The sequence below is a fragment of the Thermoleptolyngbya sp. PKUAC-SCTB121 genome (assembly GCF_016919485.1).
In the GTDB taxonomy this organism is placed as follows: domain Bacteria; phylum Cyanobacteriota; class Cyanobacteriia; order Elainellales; family Elainellaceae; genus Thermoleptolyngbya; species Thermoleptolyngbya sichuanensis.
Genome location: NZ_CP070366.1, coordinates 1,879,493 through 1,899,888 on the forward strand (window position 1 = coordinate 1,879,493; position 20,396 = coordinate 1,899,888).

The 20,396-nt window shown below is 55.0% G+C and carries 19 protein-coding genes and 1 other RNA gene; 10 read left to right on the forward strand and 10 right to left on the reverse strand.

The annotated features are described in order from the left end of the window. Positions 1–11: 11 nt before the first annotated feature. Together JTM80_RS07875 and JTM80_RS07880 are read right to left on the reverse strand one after the other, a co-directional pair. Positions 12–2,003 carry a serine/threonine-protein kinase gene (locus JTM80_RS07875; RefSeq protein WP_205370923.1) on the reverse strand — a complete coding sequence of 664 codons (1,992 nt, stop codon included), beginning with the start codon at positions 2,001–2,003 and terminating at the stop codon, positions 12–14. 393 nt (positions 2,004–2,396) lie between these two features. Continuing rightward, positions 2,397–2,726: a DUF3593 domain-containing protein gene (locus JTM80_RS07880; RefSeq protein WP_205370924.1), complete on the reverse strand. Its 330-nt coding sequence runs from the start codon at positions 2,724–2,726 to the stop codon at positions 2,397–2,399. 47 nt (positions 2,727–2,773) lie between these two features. Between JTM80_RS07880 and rnpB the strand changes: the two genes are divergently transcribed. Further along, an RNA gene (rnpB, locus tag JTM80_RS07885) (RNase P RNA component class A) lies at positions 2,774–3,254 on the forward strand. Positions 3,255–3,569: 315 nt separating this feature from the next. Here rnpB and JTM80_RS07890 read toward each other — a convergent pair. Both JTM80_RS07890 and JTM80_RS07895 read right to left on the reverse strand, forming a co-directional pair. Then, the gene (locus JTM80_RS07890; protein ID WP_205370925.1) at positions 3,570–4,079 is read right to left on the reverse strand and encodes a hypothetical protein; all 510 of its coding nucleotides are present in this window, start codon (positions 4,077–4,079) and stop codon (positions 3,570–3,572) included. A gap of 259 nt (positions 4,080–4,338) precedes the next feature. Continuing rightward, a complete protein-coding gene (locus JTM80_RS07895) occupies positions 4,339–5,652 on the reverse strand; it encodes an NF041680 family putative transposase (protein WP_205369514.1) in 1,314 nt (437 codons plus the stop codon). Between the two features lie 477 nt (positions 5,653–6,129). Between JTM80_RS07895 and JTM80_RS07900 the strand changes: the two genes are divergently transcribed. Beyond that, positions 6,130–6,747 (forward strand): TMEM165/GDT1 family protein, encoded by a 618-nt coding sequence (locus JTM80_RS07900; RefSeq protein WP_205371312.1) that lies wholly within the window; start codon positions 6,130–6,132, stop codon positions 6,745–6,747. A 32-nt stretch (positions 6,748–6,779) separates the two neighbouring features. Continuing rightward, the gene (locus JTM80_RS07905) at positions 6,780–7,223 is read left to right on the forward strand and encodes an Rrf2 family transcriptional regulator (RefSeq protein WP_172358580.1); all 444 of its coding nucleotides are present in this window, start codon (positions 6,780–6,782) and stop codon (positions 7,221–7,223) included. A gap of 37 nt (positions 7,224–7,260) precedes the next feature. On the opposite strand, the gene hetR is transcribed toward JTM80_RS07905, so the two are convergent. After that, positions 7,261–8,169, reverse strand: coding sequence for a heterocyst differentiation master regulator HetR (hetR, locus tag JTM80_RS07910; protein WP_172358579.1), 909 nt, complete (start codon positions 8,167–8,169; stop codon positions 7,261–7,263). A gap of 156 nt (positions 8,170–8,325) precedes the next feature. Between hetR and JTM80_RS07915 the strand changes: the two genes are divergently transcribed. Then, on the forward strand, positions 8,326–8,550 hold the full coding sequence (locus tag JTM80_RS07915) for a hypothetical protein (protein ID WP_172358578.1): 225 nt from the start codon (positions 8,326–8,328) through the stop codon (positions 8,548–8,550). A 646-nt stretch (positions 8,551–9,196) separates the two neighbouring features. On the opposite strand, the gene JTM80_RS07920 is transcribed toward JTM80_RS07915, so the two are convergent. Next, positions 9,197–11,065, reverse strand: coding sequence for an FAD-dependent oxidoreductase (locus tag JTM80_RS07920; protein ID WP_172359121.1), 1,869 nt, complete (start codon positions 11,063–11,065; stop codon positions 9,197–9,199). A 4-nt stretch (positions 11,066–11,069) separates the two neighbouring features. Beyond that, complete coding sequence (recA, locus tag JTM80_RS07925) at positions 11,070–12,182, reverse strand: recombinase RecA (RefSeq protein WP_172358577.1); 1,113 nt, start codon at positions 12,180–12,182, stop codon at positions 11,070–11,072. A 597-nt stretch (positions 12,183–12,779) separates the two neighbouring features. On the opposite strand from recA, the gene xseA reads away from it, so the two are divergent. From xseA to xseB, 5 genes are all read left to right on the forward strand, one after another. Then, a complete protein-coding gene (xseA, locus tag JTM80_RS07930) occupies positions 12,780–14,000 on the forward strand; it encodes an exodeoxyribonuclease VII large subunit (RefSeq protein WP_225906794.1) in 1,221 nt (406 codons plus the stop codon). A gap of 119 nt (positions 14,001–14,119) precedes the next feature. Continuing rightward, positions 14,120–15,352: a hypothetical protein gene (locus tag JTM80_RS07935; protein ID WP_205370926.1), complete on the forward strand. Its 1,233-nt coding sequence runs from the start codon at positions 14,120–14,122 to the stop codon at positions 15,350–15,352. Positions 15,353–15,380: 28 nt separating this feature from the next. Further along, a complete protein-coding gene (locus JTM80_RS07940; protein ID WP_205371237.1) occupies positions 15,381–16,355 on the forward strand; it encodes a transposase in 975 nt (324 codons plus the stop codon). 18 nt (positions 16,356–16,373) lie between these two features. Next, positions 16,374–17,765 carry a hypothetical protein gene (locus tag JTM80_RS07945; RefSeq protein ID WP_205370927.1) on the forward strand — a complete coding sequence of 464 codons (1,392 nt, stop codon included), beginning with the start codon at positions 16,374–16,376 and terminating at the stop codon, positions 17,763–17,765. An 84-nt stretch (positions 17,766–17,849) separates the two neighbouring features. Further along, the gene (gene xseB, locus JTM80_RS07950) at positions 17,850–18,119 is read left to right on the forward strand and encodes an exodeoxyribonuclease VII small subunit (RefSeq protein ID WP_172358575.1); all 270 of its coding nucleotides are present in this window, start codon (positions 17,850–17,852) and stop codon (positions 18,117–18,119) included. On the opposite strand, the gene JTM80_RS07955 is transcribed toward xseB, so the two are convergent. After that, complete coding sequence (locus tag JTM80_RS07955; RefSeq protein WP_172358574.1) at positions 18,109–18,564, reverse strand: DMT family transporter; 456 nt, start codon at positions 18,562–18,564, stop codon at positions 18,109–18,111. The genes xseB and JTM80_RS07955 overlap by 11 nt on opposite strands. Before the next feature lie 252 nt (positions 18,565–18,816). Between JTM80_RS07955 and JTM80_RS07960 the strand changes: the two genes are divergently transcribed. After that, complete coding sequence (locus tag JTM80_RS07960; RefSeq protein ID WP_172358573.1) at positions 18,817–19,206, forward strand: hypothetical protein; 390 nt, start codon at positions 18,817–18,819, stop codon at positions 19,204–19,206. Positions 19,207–19,393: 187 nt separating this feature from the next. Here the strand turns inward: JTM80_RS07960 and JTM80_RS07965 are convergent, their stop codons facing one another. Both JTM80_RS07965 and JTM80_RS07970 read right to left on the reverse strand, forming a co-directional pair. Next, positions 19,394–19,687 carry a hypothetical protein gene (locus tag JTM80_RS07965; protein ID WP_172358572.1) on the reverse strand — a complete coding sequence of 98 codons (294 nt, stop codon included), beginning with the start codon at positions 19,685–19,687 and terminating at the stop codon, positions 19,394–19,396. Positions 19,688–19,744: 57 nt separating this feature from the next. Continuing rightward, on the reverse strand, positions 19,745–20,266 hold the full coding sequence (locus tag JTM80_RS07970) for a pentapeptide repeat-containing protein (RefSeq protein ID WP_172358571.1): 522 nt from the start codon (positions 20,264–20,266) through the stop codon (positions 19,745–19,747). Between the last annotated feature and the right edge of the window lie 130 nt (positions 20,267–20,396).

Genomic DNA, 20,396 nt, shown 5'->3' on the forward strand with positions numbered 1-20,396 from the left:
TCCCTCTTCCCTCAATGCTGCCACACCCGCACCGTATTGTCTGAACTGCCGCTGGCGAGATAGCGACCATTGCCGCTGAGGGCGATCGCATTCACGCTATCGCCATGCCCCACCAGGGTATCGATCAGCCGCCCGCTGGCCACGTCCCACAGCTTGATCGTGGCATCGCTGCTGCCGCTAAAGAGAATCTTGCCGTCGGGACTGAACGCCAGGGCATTCACCTCGCGGGTGTGGTCGGTGAGGTTGTGCAGCAGTTCGCTGGTTTGCAGATTCCAGATCTTGACGCTCTTGTCGCGGCTGCCGCTGGCCAGCGTCAGGCTGTCGGGATGGAAGGCGAGGGCATTCACCGCGCTGACGTGGCCTGAGAGCAGGCGAAGCTGTTCGCCCGTTTGCAGGCTCCAGATCCGCACCTTGTTGTCTAGCCCGCCGCTGGCAAAGGTGCGCCCATCGCGACCGATGGCGATCGCCTTGATCATGCTCAACACCCCCGGCAGCACCTTGACCACCGCGCCATTGGCCAGGCTCCACAGGCGAATCGTCCGGTCTTCGCCGCCGCTGATTAGCAGCTGCCCATCGGGGCTAATGGCCAGGGCATTCACATCGCGGCTGTGGCCGGATAAGTTTCGCAGGGGCGCACCCGTGGGCAAATACCAGGCTTTAATCAAACAGTCATCGCCCGCGCTCAGCAAGGTGCGCCCGTCGGGGCTGACGGCTACGGCGTTGACATCGCGGCTATGGCCCGCCAGGTTAAACAGCAGGTTGCCCTGGGTTAGGTTCCACACCTTTACCGTGTCGTCTAGGCTGCCGCTGACCACGACCGACCCCGCTTCGTCCACTGCCACGCTCGTGACCCAGGAGCCATGCCCTACCAGAGTATGAATACAGCGCCAGCCAGAGATTTGCGGCACCGTTGGGCGCACCAGCGGCGGGCGCGAGGTGGGCGGCGCAGAGGTGGGTGGGTTGGACGGGCGGGCAGGCGAGGCGACCGGAGATGCGGCTCGCTGAGGGGCGGCGGCCTGGGGTGAAGCTGCTGCACGGGGTGATGGAGCGGCAGAGGGCTCGGCAGAGGGCTGAGGAGCGGGCGATCGCCCCGGTCGGCTCGTCGGCAGGAAATAGTCAGCATTCAAATCGCGCATCACCTCATCGGCCGACTGGTAGCGCTCCGACACCAGATCCTTCAGCATTTGGTTGAGCATGTGCGCCAGTTGATCGCTGACCAGCGTGCCCTTTTCTGCTAGATATTCTCGCCAGGTCCAGCGGCCCTCCAGCGGGTCATAGAGATTATCTGGCCGCACCTGCGTCATCAGATGAATACAGGTCGCCCCTAGGCTGTAGAGGTCGCTGGCGGGGTAGGCGCGACCGCTGCGAAACTGCTCGATCGGCGCATAGCCCTCTGTGCCGATTCGGGTTCCCGTGGCGACGGGCGCATCGCCAAGCTGCTTGGCTACGCCGAAGTCGATTAGCACCAGACGGCGATCGCCCTGTCGCCGCAGGATATTGGTCGGCGTAATGTCACGGTGGATCACCTGGCGCTGATGCACAAACCGCAGCACCGGCAGAATATCCGCCAGCACCTCTCGAATCTGGCGCTCTCCAAACGCCCCGGTCTGCCTCATTTCCTGGAGTAGGCTTTGTCCCTCGACAAACTGCTGCACCAGATAGAGGTAGCTGTCCTGCTCAAAATAGGCCAGCAGCGTGGGAATTTGTGGATGCTCGCCCAGTTCATCCAGCCGCACCGCCTCCTGGTTGAACAGCCGCACCGCCTTTTCCAGCGACTTTGTGCCCTGCACCTGCGGCGAAAACTGCTTCACCACGCAGCGCGTCCCCAATCGATCCTCATCCAGTGCCAGATAGGTGCGCCCAAATCCACCCTGTCCGATGGGGTGCTGGGGTCGATATCGTCCCCGCAGGAGTGGCGTTAGCGTGGCTCCACAACTCTGACACACCTTTGCATCGTCAGGGTTCTGGGGGCTTTTACACTTGGGATTTAGGCAACAAGTCATGGTGGTAGCGCACTGAGGCTCGTATGGTTCATTGTCCCCCGGATCGGAACGGAGCGAACAAGACAACGACTCCGCTGCCTCCAGAGATTTCCTCGATTCCCTGACCCGGCTGGTATTGCTGGCTGGAAACCCCACCGTCAAAAAGCTCGTCAAACAGCTTTAGATGCTTTAGACATTAAAGCTTTTAGACATAAAGCCTTTAGACATAGCCTTTAGACATAGAGCTTAGGCATGGGCAGCAATACCCGCGCCTTCCTGCTCAAGATAGATAGTTTGGTTCCGTTTGGTTTAGTGCGGCGGCAAAAAGCAGTCTGGCGATCGCGCTCCGTTCACGCTTCAAAGCAACACCCTTCGCTAATGCTAACCCCAAGCCCGCCGAACGGAAAAATTTGGTTAGGATTTCGGGACGTGGGCTGAGGAATCTTGCCCCGGATCGGGCGATCGCCGCTGCACAATGCCCTGTCGAAAGCCCAACACCACCAGCACATTCGCCAGGGTCAAAAATGCCTCTGCGCTGCCGTGTAGCCAGTCCACATTAGCCAGCGACTCACCCACCACCCGCTCCGCATAAATCCCCGCCGGAATCGTCACCGCCACAAACACCAGCGTCATATAAAACCCCACCAGCGCCAGTCGGGGCGTATTGCCTGCCTTCGTCAAAAACCACAAAAAGCCGAGGTAGGGAAAGAGAGAGAGGGCAAAGAGGGTTTCTTTGGAAAACATTGCAGAGAGCAGGGTGGGAGTTTTGCAAACTAGACTGGAGATCGGGAAGAGGAGGCGACGGCGGTTGCGGATGTTGAGGAGTTGCAGTTGCGGCTCTGGTGGCATCTGAGGAAAGTCCGGGCTCCCGAAAGACCAGACCTGCTTGGTAACGCCAAGTGCGCGTGAGCGTGAGGATAGTGCCACAGAAACATACCGCCCAGGCGATTTGAGATTGGCGATTGGCGATTTTGGAGGCAGTCCTAAGTCCTAAATCCAAAATCTAAAATCAAGATCCCAACCCTGGGTAAGGGTGCAAAGGTGCGGTAAGAGCGCACCAGCAGCGTCGAGAGGCGCTGGCTCGGTAAACCCCGGTCGGGAGCAAGGTCGAAGGAGCAACGGTTGGTCTTTTACCGGCTCCGAGGTGCAGTATATGCTGCATCTGCCAATCCGCTAGAGGTGTCTGGCGACAGACATCCCAGATAGATAACTGCCCTCGGCTGGCTTGCCAGTGCGAGAACAGAACCCGGCTTATGTCCGCCTCTTCCCTCCCATTTTCTCTAACAGGGCTTACACACTTGCGGTCAGTTTTCTGGACTTCGAAGGGTTTCTCGTGAGATGCGCCGCAAAAAAATCCTTCAACTGCGTAAGTCCTATCTGATTCACCTGCGTAACTTCTATCTAAATTGTGGGGGCGATCGCCCGTTTGACTGCCAGACTCGCAGGAAGACTCGCAGGAAGACCCGCAGTTTGCCAGGTCTTGCAGACCACTAGAAGAGCGATCGCCCCCTAAATCGTCGCTTCAGCCGCGACAGACACTCGCGACACACTCACCGTCGCAATCGCTGCACGGTCATTGGCTCAGACTTAAATCAGCAGCACGGTGCCGTTTTCGTCAACCGACAGGTTAATGGTGCCCGAATCGTCCGAAAGCTGTTCGCTGACAATCACCTGAATCACGTTACCTTCCACCAGCACGTCTACGCTCAGCCCGATGTTTGTGCCCAGCGGATAGACCAGCAGATTAATCGGCAGCGGCAGAAAGCTGGTTGTCGTGGTGCCAAAGGCGGTCTGGCTGTTGGGGGCGATTTGTCGCTCGGCGGAGGCGGGCTGCGTCAGGGCGGCGGCAATGGTAGCCCGACCGCCGTTGATGATTTCAATCCGAATGGGACGCGCCGGGTTGACGCGGCCGACCCGCTCTTCGCTGATTTGGGCAATTCGCGAAGCGCTGCCTACGGGAATCGCCTTTGGTGCGAGGGACGTTGCCGTCTGGGCCTGGGCCGGGGCATCCAGCGGCAGCCCAATCGCTCCAACGAGGGCGATCGCGCTTCCCAGCATTAATTTCAAGGTTTGGTTCAAGGTCGTGTTTAAGGTCATGTTCAAGCTTGGGTTTGCGTTCCGGCTCTGGGTCGAGGTCATGCTCAATTTCATAGAGTTTTGAAGTCCTGATTAAAAATTTAATTCTGCTAGTTTCTGCTAGCTTCTGCTGGGTTTTGCTGAAGTTTGTGAACTCAGCGTTTCAGCTTTAGTTTGGACTAACTGGCATCACAATAATGCTCAACAGGATGCCATAAAGAATCTGCTCAACCGTTCATAACAGTTGAACTTAAGGAATTGGATACAATCCTGCTCGCAGTTAAGCTGCTGTTGCAACCGGACTGTTCAGGGATTGTTCGGATGTCTTGCGTTTCGAGGCTCGTTTTTTGACCATCGGATAGCAGGGACGAGGAGTTGGCTTGTGCCCCTTGCCTCGTCCTGGCGATTTACCACGAGGTTTAGGCGCAGGAGCAGGGGTGCCAATCGCTGCCAAAATGCCTGCAAACGCTTGTGCGACCCGACCCGGAGTCAACGTTTCTTGCGGTGCCTGCCAGGGCAAGGGGTGGTCAGTACAGTCCTTTCGCGCTAACCACAACTGCCAACTGAGCAACGGCATCAGGCTGCTCCACTGTTCGGTTGCCGATACAGAACTGAACTGGGGATGTGTCCAATATAGCCTCTGCTTGGCAAAGCGATACCAGTGTTCAATGGCAAAGCGACGGAGGTAGTGCAACCACAGGGTTTCTAACGGAGGCATCTGCTCACCCAGCCAAACTAACCACAAAGGAGCCAAGCGTCGCGTGCTGCTCTGTGTCTCCAGCACCTCCACGCGCAACACTTCCATTGCCCGTTTGGGGGATTTGCGGAAATGGTATGCACTCCAACGACTGACCCGCACTCGTCCCCAGTTGGGATCATCGACTTCAACGGTTTCGACCGGGACACTCCAAGTGTCAGGGTCATTGAGTTTCATCTTATGTCCATGCTTGGCAGGTGCGCCTCGCCCTCGATACGCTGGGGGCGCGCCATAGACACATCGATTGGATGTAACCCGCAGCAGCAAGTCTGCCTCAATCCCTGCCGTTTGGTTGACAAAACTGGCATTGCCGTACCCTCGGTCGTAGATCGCCAACGGACGCACCGCTAACTGCCGAGTCACTTGTTTGAGTTGGAATGCCGCTTTACTGGCGGGTGTTTCAAAGCTGGTGATGCGCTCATGCCGCAATGGTAATGCCCAACTGCCCCTGTCTTCAGCAATCCAGGCTAAGGTACTGTAGTTTTGTCCGGCTATCGGGGCATGTCCTGTTCTGCCTGATAAGGTGCGGTCTTTCAAACGCCTGGCAGCAGGACGGTTCCACCGACTCGCATCACCTGCCAACAACGGTTGCTGCTGAGTCGGTATCTGCTGCACCAACAGCTTCAGCACCTTTGATCGGGGTAGGCGGCTATCGCGCAACGCTTCATAGGGGCTCGACCACTGGCGACGAAAGACAGGACTCTGCGATAGCCTCACAAACGACACGATGCACGCACTCACTAACACGGCATCCATCAGATCAAACAGGGCATCTCTGGCGTTTCCCAAGCTGGCATACAACGTTTGGCGAAATTGCTGAAGTTCGTTGAAAATCATGGGGTCAATGTTGGTTGTACTTCATTGACCTTACGGCAGTCGGTGCTTCTCATTGACTGCCTTCCTCTTCACCATTAGTCCAAACTAAAGTTTCAGGCTGAAGCAGGCGATTCAACGGCGGCCCTCCATTCTGAGCAACGTAGCATCTGCCCAGATTTTTTGAGGATTTTCGGCGCTACATCGGATTTTTGGTAAACCATGCAATAATGCTAATTGATTGAAGGGGAGTAGCTACCCGGCGCGTTCCGGGAACCTGAATCAACACACTGGGGATGACCCTGGTTCAGGTGATGCACCTGGCATTTGCGGAAAGCGCCTGCCAAGCATTCAGTGAGACCTTCACTAAGTCCACACGTTGAGTGGGCTTGGTGGAGTGCGCTGCCTCTCATCGAGTCCACTCAGGTTTTGCTGCTGATCCTGAGGAGAGACAAGAACATGAGCGGAGCGGGTTTTTTACATCAGCTATATCAGCCCAGTTTGTTTGAAGCGTTTGTGGCAGGGCTGCTGCTGATTACGGTTTCAGAACTGGGCGACAAGACGTTTTTCATTGGCGTGATCTTGGCAACGCGACATCGGCGATCGCTCGTTTTCATTGGCGTAGTGAGTGCGCTGGCGGCGATGACGCTGATTTCGGTGATGATGGGGCGCGTGGTGTCGCTGTTTTCCCCTACTGTTGTGCATTACGCTGAAATTGCACTGTTCCTGGCGTTTGGCAGCCAGCTTTTGCTCAAGGGCTGGCGCATGGCCGACGAACCCTGCGCCGAGGCCTGCGAAGAGGCGATGGAAACCATCACGCAGTCGGAACAGGTGCTCATCAAGCGGCCGACCAATCTGGCAGTGGTTTTGCAGGCCTTTGGGCTGACATTTTTGGCAGAATGGGGCGATCGCACGCAAATTGCCACCATCGGTCTGGCGGCAGCCAAAAATCCCATCGGAGTATCGGTAGGCGCAATTTTGGGGCACGCCATCTGCGCGGCGATCGCCGTCATTGGGGGCAGGCTGATCGCAGGTCGCCTGTCGGAAAAAACGCTGACTCTGCTCGGTGGTGCGCTGTTTCTGGTCTTCGCGGCGACCGCCACGGCAAACGGCGTGTAGCCCCTGCCCCGCTCTGAATCCCCGATTTCTGCATGAAGCTCACCACTCGCGGACACTACAGCGTCAAAGCCTTGCTGGATCTGGCCCTGCAACCTGGCGGCGGGCCGGCCTCGGTGCGGGCGATCGCCACTCGGCAACAGCTTCCCGCGCCCTATTTGGAAAAGCTGCTAATCGAGCTGCGTCAGGCGGGATTGGTGAAATCTGTGCGCGGTGTACAGGGCGGCTATCAACTGGCGCGGCCGCCCGCCCAAATTTCGCTGGGGCAAATTCTGGAAGCCGTCGGCGAACAGGTCGATCCGCTGCCGCGCCATAGCCCCGACGCAGACCAGGCCGAAGACTGGGTGACGCTGACGCTGTGGCATCGCCTGCACGACAAACTGCGCGATGCCCTGCACAGCATCTCCCTCGAAGACCTGTATTTCGATGCCAAGAGCCGCCAAGCGACACAGGGGGAAACGCCCCACTTTATCGTCTAAAAACTGCTGAAAAACCGCCAAAAACCGTTGGAAAACCTTACGATTCCTCTTCGTCCTTGGGGCCGACGGCCATTTGCACGACGAAGGGGACACCGCCCTCTCTGTGGTAGCGATCGCCCCATTCCCGTAGCACCTGATCCAGATCGGTTAGCGCGTCTTCAATGCGGTCTTCAGGAATGTCCAACTCTTCCAACACTCGCAATACGCGGGGCTGATACTCGGCCCAGTCGCGCATCAGGCGGAAGTAGCGGGCAGTGTCTTCCACCATGATGTAGGTGCGCTCTTCGCGGTCGGCCGGCGAATAGAAGGCGCGAGTGAGCGCGTAGAACGGCATTCCCCACGGCGAATCTACCCGCGTCACCGTACCGGAGTAGAGCAGGCGGCGCTTGATATGCTCAGACAGCGCTTCGCTCATAGGCAGGCGGCGGTCTTCGGGCAGGTCTTCCTGCGATCGCTCGTGCAGAAACTCGATGATGTCCATGAACTGGAACGAGTTGATCAACTGCGCGTCGGGCAGGTTGGGCGGCAGTTTCTCTTCGATCTGGCGCTTTTCTTCCATCGTCAGGCTGCTGCCCGCAATGCGCGATCGCCCTGGCTGCCAGGGAAACTGCTCCATCCACACGTAGGGCAACTGGATCAAGTAGCGCGGCTCCTGAGAACCCAGCATCTTCAGCAGCTTGCCTTCGGTGAGGGCCTGACGCACCTCTTCGACAATAACCTTCACCCGCTTGGGTTCGATGTGGTGCAAATGCCCCGTCATCCGCAGGTTTTGATCCTGCTCTAAGTAGGTCATATAAATCGCGCACTTGGCGGCGGTGGCCGCTGCGTCTAGAAATGCACCGTGGCGATGTCCGCCCGTCCGCATTGCGCTAAATGCCAGGTAGAGCATGATCTGATCCATCGCACTCGGACTCAGGCGCTTGATCAGATCCAAATCAGTAGTCATCTTGTTAGGAAGAGCCGTTGCAATAAGTGGGTATCAGAATGATTGCAGACTGTACGATTGGCAACGTACAATCCTTCCGAAAATACCCCTAGCTTAAACCATATCGCCAAATTCTGAACAGAGCTTTAGCGGGTCTAAGGCTGGAGGCTGCAAGGTTTGCAAGTCGTGCAGGCAATCTTGCAAACGGGTGGCGATCGCCGCTCCACAGGTTCCCCTGCGAACAGCCGATTCGTCAATCAGACAGGTGAAATCAGACAGATGGAATCAGACAGGTGGCAGATCTCCTTTCAAACGGTCTGGTCAAACGGTCGGGCGATCGCCCAATCCCGGCTGAGCCTGGGTCAAAATTTTGGGGCAAATCGGCGAACTTTCGCTTCGTAAACTTGGAAACCGTAGTTTCAGGGCTTATAGACGGTTGCTAATCGGAATGTTTTGTACAGGAGAATGATTTCTGCTGATTTGACAAACTACTGATTTGACAAACTGCGTTTGGGCGAACAAACCTGGTTTTGTTATACCAGGCGTTTCCTGAGCGATTCACCGGGCATTTGCCGGATATTTGCCGGATATTTGCCGAGTTTTGGCGGAATTTTCGCCACGAGCCGTCCGGAAATTGGCTGGGGCGCTGGTTAGAGGCTGGTGCGCTAGAGGTTGGCAGGGAGTGATGCGATATCGCTATATTCAGATATTTAGTTTTCGGGCAATTCAGTGTTCAGGATTTCGTTTTCGGGCGATTCGGTTGCTTAAACGGTTGCATGAGCAGGTGAGGCTTCTCAAGGTTCTAGCGGCAAGCAAGGCAGGGCTGATCAGGAGCAAGTCGTCGTGCAACGTCCGCTGCCTCGGTGGAACTGATCGCCAGCAGGGGGCGTAGTGCTCGTTGCCACTTGGCCATAAACCGACCGAGAGAAGGAAGTCGAGGTTAGATTTGCATCAGCCAGAGTGCTAACGAGCGCTGGCAGCGCAACAAACAGGGTTAATAAGTTGGCAGTCAGCATGAGAGCATCCGTGTAAAGGTTTCTACTCTCTGTTACGGAGACTCCTCAAACTGATCAGGAAAACTCGTTAAAAGAGTTACGTTTTCTGCTAGAAACCAGCCGCCTGAGCAATTCACTTTCCCCGAAAGACTTGCCCACTGTGGTGTCTGGAGTTGCCGAAGCTGCGCGTCTATATCTGCATCTAGTGTCACTAATGTTAACGACACGGCAGCGGAGGGAGTGCCGCGTGGGGCTTGGGCCGGCCGCAGGCAGGCGATCGCCCCTTCCGTGAGCATCAGTGTGTAGGACTGCGGCGCGACAGGATGAATTAGCCCCCGCACGGCGGACGAGTCGGGCAAACTGGACTGGGGCGATCGCGGTTCTGCACCCACCACGGGCGATCGCCCTGGCACATTGCCATCGGCCGGATACTGGTCGGGATGATCCAGGTAATGGCGCTGCCAGTGCAGCCAGTCGGGATGATCTGGCGGCAGGTTAAACAGCGGCACCACGGCAGCCGGCGCCGTAGGATCGGTCAGCAGCGCCTCTTGCAACTCGCGCACGGGCAGGTTGTGGGGGGAGCAGCCTCGCTCGATGCACAGCGCGGCCGCCATGCCCGCTGCCTGTCCCAGCCCCAGAACGACGGGCTGTAGCCGGGTTGCGCCATTGGCAATGTGCGATACGGAGATATTCTTCTCGCACACCAAAAACCCTTCAACCGTTTCTGGCACCAGGCAATCGTAGGGCAGGGAAAACAGCGTCCCTGTCCAGCGACCGCCCCAGCGCAGCGACTTCGGATGCAGCGGAAACTCGTAGCCGGGATAGTGGTGATCGTTGGGATAGTTGCCGAGGGCGATCGCCGCTGGTTCGCCCTGCGCATTCACGGGCAGCGCGGCCACCTGTCCCCCTGGCAGCGGCAGAATCTCTGGCTCCGTGACGAGCGATCGCCCCCGGAGCCGCCGACTCTCGCGGTAGTAGGGATGCAGCGCAAAGGCACTGCTGCCCATGCTGCGCGGAGCTGCCGGAAAAGTCTTGCTTGCCAGCCCATAGCGTCGCCCCAGTTCGGTCTGGATAAAGCGGGCAAAGCCTTGGGCGTGGTTGCGGGCTGCCTGAGTAAACTCGCGCCGCGTCTCCGCAGACTGCACCAAGCGGTTCAAGTTGTGCCCATAGTCATTGCCGTGATGGGGCCAGTTGATCATGAAGCGATCGCCCGGCAGTCGCCCATAGTTGAGAAATTTCTCCGGCCCATAGCCATCCCACGCGCCCTCAAAACAGGTCGGGTCATAGTCTGGTGGGGGCGGAATTTCGGGAGCCTCCGCTTCGCCAAAATCTTGCAGCACTACGACCCAGGTGGGTGCTTGCACAGGATATTGCTCCGTCATCGGGGTCGGCTGAACCGGAGCGCTCGGCTCGTTCCACGCTGGCTGAAACTCCCAGCCCCAGCGGTGAGGCACGTCGCCCAGCGCCAGCAAGTCGCCGAGTTCCGTGCCGTCGAGGGTAATCTGCGCGTGGATAGTGAACGCCTGAAAGCGCACGCCCGCAATGCGATCGCCCTCGCGAAGCACTGCCAGCGGCGTTTGCCCTGTGATCCAGCGCAGATTGGGGAGCGCCTGCACCCACTCGGCAAAAATGGCCGCCCCAACGCCTGGATCATAGGTAAAGAAGCTGACCCAGGCGTGATCCAGTCCACCGGGCTGACGCGCCGAGAGCGATCTCAAAAATGCGCCCCAGAGTCCAGTCTGGAGCGATCGCAGTTCATTGCCATCGGGAGCGCTAACGCCCGCACTCGTGAGCATTCCCCCCAGCCAAGAGAACTCACTCACCAGCACCACTGACGCACCGCGCCGCGCCGCCTGGATCGCTGCTGCTGTGCCGCCTGTGCCACCGCCAACGACTAAAACATCTGTGGTCAGACTATCCAGACTGCTATTCCTCGTCTTCTAGCTCGTCATAGTCTTCATCGTCCGCATCCGGCGGCGCAACCGAGTTCGCAGACACGACCGCACCCATCTCCAGCTTTTGCCGCACGAGCTGATCCACCTCTTTGGCAAAGTCGGGATTTTCCTCCATGTATTTGATGGCGTTGTCGCGGCCCTGGCTAATATTCTCGCCGTTGTAGCTGTACCACGCCCCTTTGCGAGTCACCACGCCAGTCTCCTCCGCCAGATCCATCAAACAGCCGTAGGTGGAAATGCCCTGCCCAAAAATCACGTCAAACTCCGCTACGCGAAACGGCGGCGCGACCTTGTTTTTGGCGACCTTGACCTTGGCGCGGATGCCGTATTCTTCGGTTCCTTTTTTCAGCGTTTGAATCCGGCGAATGTCCAGTCGCACTGAGGCGTAGAACTTCAGCGCGTTGCCGCCCGTGGTGGTTTCGGGGTTGCCGTAGGAGATGCCGATTTTTTGCCGGAGCTGGTTCAAGAAAATGACGCTACAGCCTGTTTTGCCAATGTTCCCCGTAATTTTGCGAAGCGCCTGACTCATCAGCCGCGCCTGCAAGCCGACATGAGTATCGCCCATTTCGCCCTCGATTTCCGCGCGGGGCACCAGCGCCGCCACCGAGTCCACCACGACCAAATCGATGGCGGTGGAGCGCACTAGTTGATCCACAATTTCGAGCGCCGCCTCACCTGTGTCGGGCTGGGATACCAGCAGATTGTCGATATCTACGCCCAGGTTTGCTGAATAGGTCGGATCAAGCGCGTGTTCGGCATCTACAAAGGCAGCCGTGCCGCCAGATTTCTGCACTTCGGCGATCGCATGGAGCGCCAGCGTGGTTTTCCCAGAACTCTCTGGCCCGTAAATTTCAATCACCCGTCCCTTGGGCAGCCCGCCGCCCAGCGCCAGATCGAGCGTCAACGCGCCCGTGGGAATGGTTTCCACCTTCATGCGGCTGGCATCCCCCAGTCGCATAATCGTGCCTTTGCCAAAGTTGCGGTCGATTTGGGACATCACCATGTCCAGCGCTTTCCGCTTTTCGGCGCTTTCTTTGGATTCTTTGGGTTCCGATACTTTGCTATTGTCAGTCGCCTTAGCCATTAGGGCCTCTTCTAGATGCAGGAGGGGTACAGATGCGGTAGGAGTGAGCAAGAGGAGTGAATTGTTTATGAAAGCAAACAGCCTAGAAGGCCAAGTAGTCTGTAAAGGGGGCACCTTGTTCCAAAGCCAGAGATGAATGAATCAATCTCAGCGATGAATCTAATGAACTTTTAGTTTAAATCTCTCGTTGGATTCGGAAACGCCACTTTTGAGTCTAAATCTGATCCTGTCTCAATTTGATTTCTTGATTGATTGTGATTCGATTTTTCGATTTATTGTGGTTCAATTTGCGATCGCCCTCTGAGGACGCTTTAGAAGCGTAATGCGCTGGGCGCATCCTAGTTCTGCAAGTTTGCCCTCATTCCCCCGCCCCTTCTCCCAAAGCGGGAGAAGGATTCAGGGTGAGGGCTACAAAAGTGGGATGCATCCAATGCGCTAATCTTGAAGATTCAGATACGTCTGTACTATTCTAGTACAAGAACTTTGTCCCTGCTAGTCGGCCAAGTCGCTGATCGTCGCTGATCGTGAAGTTTATTGCTGAGTCAGCGTTTAGACCCAAGTGTGCCCAGTTTTGAACCTTAGCCCCCAAGCCTCATTGTGTCTTCTTCTCTGCGCTATCCCAATACAGCCCTGTCGGTAGGGGGGCTGACCCACTACATCCAGTCCTTACTGGAAGACGATGAGCAGCTTCAGCAGGTGTGGGTGACGGGCGAAGTATCGAGCGTGAATCCTCACCGCAGCGGCTTATTTTTGACGCTGCAAGACCCGGATGAGCAGGCGGCCATCAACGCGGTGGTGTGGAATAGTCAGCTTGATCGGCTGGCGGTGATGCCCGTTCGGGGAGAACAGGTGATTGTGCTGGGGCAAATCAAGGTGTATCCAGCGCGGGGCAGCTATCAACTGACGATCTGGCAGGTGCTGCCTGCGGGTGAAGGGCTGCGATCGCTCCGTCATCGGCAACTGCGGAATCGGCTGGAGGCGGAGGGACTGTTTGACCCAGACCGCAAGCGCCCGCTTCCGCCCCATCCCCGCGTGGTGGCTGTGGTTACTTCGCCGCAAGCCGCTGCTTGGGGCGATATCCAGCGCACCCTATCTCATCGCTATTCGGGGCTGCGGGTGTTGCTGTCGCCTGCGATGGTGCAGGGAGAACTGGCTCCCTCGTCGATTGCTCAGGCGATTCGTCGGGTTGAGCAGGACGGGCGGGCAGACGTGCTGATCCTGTCGCGGGGCGGCGGCGCAGCGGAAGATTTGGACTGTTTCAATGACGAGCGCGTGGTGCGGGCTGTGGCGGAATGTTCTATTCCGGTAATCACGGGCATTGGGCATCAGCGGGATGAGTCGCTGGCTGACTTGGCGGCCGACCTGTGCGCCCACACGCCAACGGCGGCAGCTGAGGCGGTGGTTCCCATTTTGGATGATCTGGTGGAAGAGCATCAGCAGCGGTGTTTGGCGCTCTACCGCGTTGCCGCCGAGCGGGTTGAGCAGGAGCAGCGGCATGTTGCACGACTGCGCGATCGCCTTTCCCGACTGCGGCTCGATCGCCAGGTGCATCAGCGCATCCAGGTCGTTGCGTCCCTGCGCCAGCGGCTCATCCGCAGCACCCAGCAGCGGCTCCAGCAGGCCCAGCAGCATACGCTTTACCTGCGCCAAACCCTGCAAACCCTCGACCCGGACCTTGTTCTCCGGCGGGGCTATGCGGTGGTGCGCCAGGAAGATGGGGCGATCGCCCGCTCTGCTGGAACTCTCCGCCCCGGCGACAGGTTGACCATTACCTTGGCTCAGGGCGAACTGGTTGCCGAAGTGAAAAGCATCCCATAAACCACAATATGTACCTATGCAAAGAATAATAAATGCCTGCCTCTTGCCCCAAAATTTGGAGCGACAATAGGAGTATCAATATTAATACTCAACTAGCAAGGGCTAGGAGAGGTCGATACATGAATACTCAGGAAGCGGAGGAATCCTCATTATCTCCATCAGAAGGATTATCTCCATCAGAAGGGTTTACTCGAGTTGCGCTCTTGACCAGCTACCCCCTCTACTGGCGCACGAATGACAGGGATGCAACCGACCACGCACGAGCAGTTCACAAACTGATTCAAGTGTTCTTAGACATACCAGCGGCAAGCTTGGGCGTATCTGGGGAGGGCAAATCTTGGAATTGGCTGGATCCTCAGGCGGCTCAGCAGTGGAACGATGAAATTCAAAGAGAGTTTGAAGATCACGCTGTTCAACTTCAAACTGCGTCGTCCGAGTCTCGGTTTCTAGACGCTTTTAACAAACGCCAGTGCATGTTTTTTGCGCCGCTTTATCCCCAAAACTTTTTGGCAGCCCTAAAAAAACACTTAGATGAAACACTTCGCGGGGAACAACTTTGTCTCGACATTGAGCAAATCCTAAGTTCTATCGATTGGTCTTCTTGCTCTATCTTCTGGTCACTTTCATTAGTTGAATTCGCTGACAGCCAAAGTTGCATAATCTACAACCCGATATTGGCTTTGTGGAGCAGCTACCCGACAGGTGGCTATTGGGCCCCGCCACCGTCCAATGATCTGCAATCTCAACCCGCTGCCGTTCCCAATTTGTCTGTGGATGAGGCAAGCTTCTTGCTGCAAGACGTGATGTGGGACAAGTTGGAAAGAGTCTTTGCCAAGATCAGATCTTTCTGCGGCTTGGGCATAGCACAGCCAGAATTTGCAAAAGACCGAAAAGCAATATCCCCTGTTTTTTACTTTGCTCAATATGTGAATCCACCCTCCTGCCCAGAAGAGTTAGCAGCTAAGAAATCGGATAGCTTGTATCCCCTAGTCAAAACCTGTCTTGGGTCGGACGATCCCTTTGCAAAAGAAGTAAGCGGGGGTGTATTAGAAGGAGACTTCTTGACACTGCGGCATGCCCAAATTGGCAGAGGTGTCTATCATCCCCGATACTTGATTTTTCCACTTCGTAAAGGGAAAATGTTCACTGAACAAGAATTAGAAAGAGATTTATATTTTATTGCTAATCAACTCAGCTACCTGGAGTTTTCAATCGCGCATGAATCACGCCTGATTTCTACTGATTATGAGCCTTTGTCATCTCGACAGCCTAAGTGGGGTGGAACTCTGGATGCAGAAGTGTTGAAAGATAGCTCAACATACAAAAAATGGGGGCAGAATATTGTATTCTAGCCCCCAGCAAACAAAAACAATGTTTAAGATGCTAGTGTCATTTCCTGCGCTTGTCAAACCGATACTCAAGCAGTTGTGCCCACATAACTATCCTGTTTTGAACTCTCGCTTATTCTTTGAAATCTGGTTGACCTTCGTTTTAGACCAGGGTTTAACGAGCATGAGAAGCCTGTTTTATCGTCTCAACAAAGCAGGAATCAAGGTTGATATTTCCACCTTTTCTAAAGCCTGCAAGACTCGACAGGATGAACACTTTTGTCGCATCTACGCTGAGCTCATAAGACAGCTAAAACAAAAAAATCCAGCGACAGCACAGATGCTGTTTCCCATTGATTCAACGGTCATCACATTGACAAGCAAGTTGTTCTGGATGCAAGGCTATCATCAAGTCAAATTGCTTAATGGAGTCAACTTAACGCAAGGTAATCCCAGTGAATGCCTGATTCATTTTGGTCAAGGACATGACGCAAAATTTGCTGACAGAGTGACAGGAATGATTCCTGAAGATGCCATCGGCGTCATGGATAGAGGCTTTGCCAGTTGGGATTTCCTTGACCAATTAAGCCAGGATCAGACTCGCTTTGTTGTCCGCCTTAAGAACACGATGAAGACCGAGTTTGAGCATGAGCGATATCGAGTGGTTTGGTTTTGTGACTTAGAGAGCCAAACGGAGTTTCGGCTGGCGACCAATGTAGAACTGATGACGAATGAAGAGATTAGTGAAGTCTATCGCCATCGGTGGCAGATAGAAGTGCTGTGGAAGTTTCTAAAGATGCACTTGAAGCTAGATAAACTAATCTCTAAGAGTGTCAATGGAGTCACCATTCAAATCTACATGGTGTTGATTGCCTATCTGATTCTGCAATTGATAGAAATTCCAGAGTTTTATGGTCATCAATTACTAGATAAGTTGCGCTATTTGCAACTTGAATTGAGTCGTCGTTGTTCGATTGTCCATTGGAGCTACGATCTGCTGCCAGAGACACTCGTAGGAGCTTCGTAGGGTTGAATGTAAAGTTTTATGTCTCAATTCAACACTTCTGCTCTGGATGGGTTGAGTGAGTTGGTTAACAATGCCATCAGTTTTTTGCCAACTATCAGCGGCGGGCTTTTGAAAAAAGTTTACCTGGAGATGGAAAAACTCTCACTTACATTGCGACAAGTTCAATCTTCACTAGAGAAAGTAAGTAGTGATGTCGCTCAATTAAAGCGGCAATTCGGCGGCTATCAAGATGGAATAGAAGACTTTTGGGATCGACAGTTGACTTATTCCTCTTGCCCTAATACTCAGCTAAGTGATTTGCGAGAAGCACTGCTAGATGCCTACCCTTATCACTACTGGAAACAGCCTCTGCGAACTTTGAAGGAATGGGATGAACAATTATTAGGGAGTGTTGGACGCTCCGTAGAAACCGTGAATTCGATGCTACAACAAGCCGACCGAATGACGCAGGAAAGCTTGGAGGTATGGACTCGTCGCCTTGGCATTATTGCAGCACTTGCAGCTCCCGTTTTAGCACTTCCCAATTTCATTGATCTAAAGCTCGATTCAGCGAGCCTTCCACAGACCTTATTTGGCAAGGTCTTTCACGAAGTGCAAGATTTGCAGACAGTAGTAGGCTACCTACTAAGTCTTGCTTTGGCAGCCCTCTTTGTTTCATCGGCAGCATTTCTCGTTTCCTTGCTTTGGGGCTTGGTTTCCAAGAAGAAATCAGAACAGTTTGTGACTGGTATTCGCTCCTTTAGAGATTTGGTAGAACGGTCAAATTTTCCTCTCGACGACCATAGAAAACTAGATCAACTGGATACAGAAGCCTGTCAAATTCTCTCTTCGCTGTGGACTGAGGCACACGGGTTGCAGGCCTTCGGTAATCAGCGTAGCTTTGCGGACTGGCTCCTAAACGCCGAAAATGCTCTTAAAAAGCGGTTGAGAATTGTGAAGCTTAGAAGCAGGCGGTCAGGACGCCCTTTGCATTGGCTTGCGGTTAAGGGTCTGAGTATTTGGCTCTGGTGTCTGATGAAGGTGGAGCATTGCCTTGAGCAATCCGAGTCGCGGGAGATTTATGACTGGCTCCGTCAAAGCCGACGCTTTCGATATCTCGTTTATCTTTTTGACCTCATGCCAACCTGCATTCCCCTACCCCGCGCCCTTTGCATCTATCGTTACAAAGCCCATGACTTGATTTCCAGAACAACAATTTCTGATTGGGATTTTGAGAGATCCCTCAGAATCGCGGGTTGCCCTTTAGATATGATTCCTTCTTTGGAAAAATGGCTTCAAGGGCTATATGATACAGGCGAGCTTGGAGCATTAATCAGCATTGATCGCTTTGTGGCTTGCCTGGAGGAGCGAGGGGTGCGAGCTTATCCTGATCCAAAGGCCGTTGAGAAGTGGCAAGGTTCCCTGAGTTGACGCAAAAACGTCCGATCCCCAGAACTATTGCCTAAAACGGTTTGTCCAATTCCTTGACTGCTAAAGCCTAGCTTCTAAACTGGTATGCCCCCTAAGAAAACTCCCGATTGGCACTACGAAACGGCGATCGCCCAGGTTGAAGACATCATCGAACAGATTGAGACGGGCGATCTGGATCTGGCGGCGGTGTTCAGTCAGTTTGCGATCGCCGTTGAGCAATTGAACCAGTGTGATGCGTTTTTGGCACAGCAGCAGGCGCAGATGTCGCTGCTGATCGAAACGCTGACGGACGATCGAGCCGGAGACGAAGAAGATGAGGATTTTAAGAAACATCCAAAATCGACTACCGTCTAACGTAGGACACCAGCGACACGCCCAAAATCACCAGCGCCACACCCGCGATACGAGTTGGGTTGGCGGCATAGCGAGTGAGGCCGAGTGCCCCATAGTGATCCAGAAACAGCGCAGCAATCAGTTGACCTGCGATAGTCAGCGAAAGCGCCAGCGCTGCCCCAATTCGGGGTGTGGTGAAAATCGTAGACCAGACGTAGAGCGTGCCCAAGCAGCCGCCCACCCACATCCACCAAGACGTTTGCGCCAGCGAGGTCGCCGCAGGGAGGGGGTAGCGGGCCACCAGACAAATCGCCAGCGAAGCCAGCGTCCCCGCCAGGTAGGAAATGAACGTCACCTGCATTGGCTCCCCTACATATCGACGCAGCAGCGTGTTAATTGCGACTTGAACAGGCAAAATTGCGCCCCCAGCAAGGGCGGCCAATAGAAAAATCGTGCGTCCATTCATATTTGCAGCTCCCTGGTAATTTATCTCGATACCAAGATACTTGACATCAAGAATATAGTAATTATCTTAATATCAAGATTGTTGACATCGTCATAAAATAATGCAGGCAACTGGAGTCTGTGCTGGGCAGGGCAGCCGTGCCGCCTCTCTGGCAACAGCGGCACCGCAACAGATCGACATAATTCTGGTGCAATTCTGGTGCAGTGCGGGCGATATGCTAGGTTTCAGCCAATCCTGAAAAAGGAAAAAGCCATGAGCATTGACCCTTCACAAGTCCCGCCTCCTATTACTCCTATTAATGGAGCGTTGGGCCGTTTGCCGGAGCATTCCTCGGATCACCCCGACGTTCAGGTAGACACGTCCGTTTTGAATCCTGCTCTGTTTCCAAGCCTGCGATCGCCCGTCAACACCACCCTCTATTCCGGCAGCACCCCACCCGCGCCGCCCCCAGTCAATACCTCAATCCTGGGCAGTGATGTCATTTCCTCTGTGGCAACCCCCCGCGTTTCGGTGCTGCCTGGTCACACGCTCTCCAGCGTTCCCACGCCCACGCAATCGCTGCTGAAAGACGGTGTGCTGCCCTCCATCCCGCCGCCCAAAATGCCGAATCTGGTAGGGTCACAAACCCTGAAGAAAAAATAGGAGTTGGGTGTCCAAGCCCACTCCAAAATCCAAGCTCTACAGGACTTACGCAATTGCGATAAGCTCTCTGGATTTTGAGCGATTTTTCGCAGGCTTAGCCCGCGAAAAATCGCTCAACTGCGTAAGTCTTAACTCCAAAACCCAAAATTTCCAACCAGACTGGTGTCGAGCAATCCTCCTAGATCGCCTACTCCCACGTAGACACTGCCCGGAGCGGATCGGGAATCGGGGTGTTTGGCGGAAACTCTAGCAGGGTTTCGCGCAGACCCAAATAGCCCGACTCGGCAAAGGACAGCAAGAGGCGTTGCAGAGCGACCCACACCTCCGGGTCAAATTCCCAATCGCGGGCATAGGGGGCATGGGCGGCGATCGCCTTTAGCGCCCAAAAGTAAGTATTTCGCACCTGCGACCCCGTTTTCTTGTAAGGTGGCACATCGTCGCAGTGGAGGAAGAGGAGGTTGTTTTCTAGTCGGGCACGCATGATGGAAAATAGTTCATTTGAACTATGCTAGCGCCCTAGCTAGAAATTTTGCAAGCCTCAGCGACAGCCGAGACTGTCTCGCGTAGCCACGCCCGTCACCGGGTTTATGCCCTCAGCGCGATCGCACAGCTTGGAAATTTCGTAGCGGTCGAGGATGGCGTTGGTAAAGTCTGCTCCCGTCACGGTCACGTCTTCAAAACTGGTGCGGGTCATGGTGGCATCTTCCAAAATGGCGTTGGTTAGGTCTGCGCCCACCAGAAAGACCCGATCCACCAGCGCGGCGGTCAGGTTGGCATCCCGCAGGTTAGCCCGCAGCATCACTGCTTTGGTAAGAATAGCGTTGCTCAGGTCAGAGCCTTCCAGGTTGATGTCGCGCATCTCTGCAGAGACAAACGCCTTGCCAGATAGATCTGTGTGCGAAAAGTCCTGCCCTTTCAGGTCGGCGTTGTTGTAGTTCACCGTATCCACAGCGGCGATCGCCGGAACTGCGCTCAGCATCACCCATAAGCAGGCCAACCCCACAGCTAGGAGCAACCCCAGCCCGCGTGCCACAACCGATTTCACAGGATGCTTGACCATCTCACCGAACCCAAACGCATCGCAGCAGCGTCGTTGTTTCACATTGTTTCACGGTTTCACAGTTTCACGGTTTCACGGTTTTACACCGTCCGTCATCGTCGCTTGCCAATGTGTTGGTCAACAGATCTGC